Below are 3,916 nucleotides of genomic sequence, written 5' to 3' on the forward strand. Positions count from 1 at the left end.
CTTTCGCAATCTTGTTAAACAATTTGCTCGCAAAACGAAAAATACTTTGCGCAAAATGCGGAAATTCTGAATGGTGAGATTGTGTTTCTGCCTATTTCTTTGTAGAGTGAAGCTATTAAATAGTCGGGGTGCTGCTTTGTGTAGCTGAGATGATACCCGTTGAACCTGATCCAGTTAGCACTGACGTAGGAAACTTCTTATTATGCAAAATCGCAATAATATTTTTAACCGCACTTTATTCTTCCCTTTTCTATTTTCAAATCGTCACTCCACAACATCATTCCCTATCACATTGATTTTATAGATGATTTTTTATTATAAAGGCAATGGGACTGGGCTTTTTTTACGCTTGATTTTTATTCATAGGAGAAAAAAATGGACTTTAATTTAATCACGAAAATTCGCCAAACCAATCCTTTAATCCACAACATCACCAACATTGTGGTGGCAAACTATGTAGCGAATGGGCTGTTAGCCTTAGGCGCATCACCAATTATGGCAGATGCCGAAGAAGAAATGGCGGATCTTGCTCAATTTAGCGCTGCCTTGGTGATTAACATTGGCACGCTCGATCCTTTCAAAGTGAAAGCTATGTTGGCGGCTGGTAAAGCTGCGAATAAAGCAGGTATTCCTGTGGTGCTTGATCCTGTGGGCGTGGGGGCAACGCAATACCGTAAGGACGTGGTGGCTGAATTACTGAGTAAAGTAAAATTCACCGCTATTCGTGGCAATGCCGGGGAAATTGCCCAGTTAGCAGGGGTGAATTGGGCGGCGAAAGGTGTGGACGCAGGGCAAGGTGAAGGCGATGTGGCACAAATTGCCAAACTGGCCGCGCAACGTCATCAATGTGTTGTGGCAGTGAGCGGTGCGGTAGATTATATCAGCGATGGCGTGCAAGTGGCGACCATTGATAACGGCACGCCAATGTTTCCTAAAATCACAGGCTCAGGTTGTTTGCTTGGCGCGGTGTTAGGGGCTTTTTTAGCGGTCGCCCCAAGCCAACCTTTTAATGCGGTAGTACAAGCCAGTACAGCCTATGCGGTGGCAGGGCAACTGGCTGCGAAAGACTTAGGAAGCACAAAATATGGGCAATTTTACACCGCACTTTTAGATCAACTTGGTGAACTCAATGATCAACAAGTGGCGCAATTCGCACAGGTTCACATTGAAAACTAAGGAGCAACAATGACTCATATTGCACAAGCCCTGACCATTGCTGGATCAGATAGTGGCGGTGGTGCGGGTATTCAAGCCGATCTGAAAACCTTTCAAATGCGTAATGTATTTGGAATGAGCGTGATCACCGCTGTTACTGCACAAAACACCTTAGGCGTAACGGATATTCATTTAATCCCCCTTAGCACCATTAAAGCGCAACTCAAGGCAATTGTAGAAGATTTCACGCCCAATGCGGTAAAAATTGGTATGCTCGGCACGGCTGAAATTATCCAAACCGTGGCCGCTTTTTTGCGTAAGCACCCATTTGCGAATGTGGTTATCGATCCGGTGATGATCGCCAAAGGGGGCGCAAGTTTATTGGAACAATCGGCAATTCAAGCAATGCGTGAGCAACTATTGCCTTTAGCCGATGTGCTAACGCCAAATCTGCCTGAAGCACAAGCCTTAACAGGATTAAAAGCTGAAGATCGACACAGTATTACGCAAATTGCTGAACGTTTACAACAGATGGGTGCAAAAACCGTAATTATAAAAGGTGGCCATCAGCAAAACAGCGGAAGTGCGCTATGCCAAGATTTTATTTTCACGCCGACAGAATCTTTTGTCTTGGAAAGCCCACGTTTTAACACGCCGCATACCCACGGCACAGGCTGCACTTTTTCCGCTTGCTTAACCGCTGAACTTGCCAAAGGGCAACCGTTGGAGCAAGCCTGCAAAACTGCCAAAGCCTTTATTACCAGCGCCATCACGCACCCTTTAAATATCGGACACGGACACGGCCCAACCAATCACTGGGCGTATTTTCACAGGAGCAAAAAAATGGATAAATCAATTTTACGCTGTTATTTAGTGGCGGGTACACAAGATTGCCGTCATCTGCCCGACTATGCCAATAACCCACAACAAACCTTATTAACACGTTTAGAACAAGCGCTAAAAGCGGGGATAACCTGTTATCAGTTTCGTGAGAAAGGGCAATTTTCTTTGCAAGATCCGCAAAAAATTGAACAACTTGCCCGCCAATGCCAAGATTTATGCCAACAATATAATGTGCCTTTTATTATGAATAATGATGTTCAACTCGCAAAAAAGTTGCACGCAGACGGCATTCACGTTGGGCAAAAGATACGCCTGTAGAACAATTAGCCCAACAAATTGAAGGCAAAATGTTAATTGGCTTATCCGTCAATACCTTGCAACAAGCTCAACGCCATAACGCCTTTCTCGGCGTGAATTACTATGGCTGTGGGCCAATTTTTTACCACATTTTCTAAAGAGATCCGTCCCCTGTTGTGGGCATTCACTTTATTTCCACCTTGCGCCAGCAAGGCATCAATAAGCCTTTGGTCGCCATTGGCGGAATTAGAACCGAACACGTTCCAGCCCTTTTACAAGCCGGTGCAGACGGTGTTGCAGTGATTTCCACCATTATGCAAGCGGAAGATATTACAGCTACGATACAAAAAATTTTGGCAAAATAACACCGCACTTAACGAAAAGCGAATAGCAAAAAAAGGCATTCAACCAAGATTGAATGCCTTTTATTTTGCTTAATTATCAAACTTAAAAACGATAACCCACTTTTAAACCAAATTGGCGGCTGTGAGAAGATTCATCACCATTCTCATAAGAGAAGGTTGTCCCCACTGACCAAGCCCCCATATTCAAATTGAGTCCTGCTTGATACTGCCAGCCACGATTAAACTGTTGCTGTAAACCGTTGTTATTCACAGTAACCGCATTGTTAAATGTTTTACGACTCGCATCGAAATAATAAAGGGCAAGACTCGGTGAAATAGAAAGCGTGTTCCACTGCCAAGTTTTGGATAATTCTGCTCCAGCATGATAATTAACAAAATCTAAAGCACGAGTATGAACCGCACGACCTTTCAGCTCATAATCAGCAGCCGTGAGGTGATGATAGCGTACCCCAGCTATTGCTTTGAGATCTAGGTATCCTAGCACCCACTTCTTACCTAATGTTGCACCAAAACTAACGATATTACGTTTAAAATCAGCACGTTGCTCATCTAAAGTGATGCGATTATTAGAACGTCCATAACCGATGTCTGCCGCAACAAACAGACCTGACTCACTTTGCACTTTGGCATAAACCGTAGCTTGCGAATAAGTCATCTTGCCGCTTGCATTCTCATAATCAATGTTGCCGCGCGTTTGCGACACTATCGCACCTAAACTAATGCCTTGCTCATTTACAGCACTTTCTACACCTAATTCAGTGTAGTTACTATGCTGTTTATAAACGCGGTAATTATCTGATTGATAATCAGCCTCTTGATAATCGACATTCGTCCATACTTGAGTTTGCTCGCCACCTTCTTGCAACAAACGTTGGTTTAAATGTTGATCGCTGCGTAATATTGCATTTCCTTGTGCAGAAAGTTCCGACAATGCGGTATTTGATACGCCACTAACGAGTTGTGCTTGTTTCAAGCGATCTAGTTCAGCTTTTTTACGCTCTTCTTCTAAGCGTTTTGCTTCCGCTTCACGACGGGCTTGTTCTTCTGCAGCTTTACGCTCTTCTTCCAAGCGTTTTGCTTCCACTTCACGGCGTGCTTGTTCTTCTGCAGCTTTACGCTCTTCTTCCAAACGTTTTGCTTCCGCTTCACGGCGCGCTTGCTCTTCTGCAGCTTTACGCTCTTCTTCTAAGCGTTTTGCTTCCGCTTCACGACGGGCTTGTTCTTCTGCGGCTTTACGCTCTTCTTCTAAAGCGTTT

The 3,916-nt window shown here is 44.2% G+C and carries 2 protein-coding genes, 2 pseudogenes and 1 riboswitch; of the genes and pseudogenes, 3 read left to right on the forward strand and 1 reads right to left on the reverse strand.

Annotated features, from left to right (window positions below):
• Positions 1-114 precede the first annotated feature (114 nt).
• Positions 115-209, forward strand: a riboswitch (TPP riboswitch).
• 166 nt (positions 210-375) lie between these two features.
• The 3 genes and pseudogenes from thiM to thiE all read left to right on the forward strand — a co-directional run.
• Positions 376-1,176 (forward strand): hydroxyethylthiazole kinase, encoded by an 801-nt coding sequence (gene thiM / locus C3Z13_RS08765; RefSeq protein WP_103855661.1) that lies wholly within the window; start codon positions 376-378, stop codon positions 1,174-1,176.
• 9 nt (positions 1,177-1,185) lie between these two features.
• Positions 1,186-1,980: pseudogene (gene thiD / locus C3Z13_RS08770) on the forward strand (bifunctional hydroxymethylpyrimidine kinase/phosphomethylpyrimidine kinase); the annotation flags it as partial.
• Between the two features lie 102 nt (positions 1,981-2,082).
• Positions 2,083-2,660, forward strand: a pseudogene (thiE, locus tag C3Z13_RS12400) (thiamine phosphate synthase); the annotation flags it as partial.
• A gap of 82 nt (positions 2,661-2,742) precedes the next feature.
• Here the strand turns inward: thiE and C3Z13_RS11705 are convergent.
• Positions 2,743-3,916: autotransporter outer membrane beta-barrel domain-containing protein (locus C3Z13_RS11705; protein ID WP_181022043.1), on the reverse strand; the 1,174-nt coding region annotated here is incomplete at its 5' end.

It is taken from the genome of Avibacterium endocarditidis (genome assembly GCF_002921145.1).
GTDB lineage: Bacteria > Pseudomonadota > Gammaproteobacteria > Enterobacterales > Pasteurellaceae > Avibacterium > Avibacterium endocarditidis.

What these genes read in the sequence shown, in the direction of transcription:
- thiM (WP_103855661.1), top strand. Translation starts at nt 376, where the DNA reads ATGGACTTTAATTTAATCACGAAAATTCGCCAAACCAATCCTTTAATC.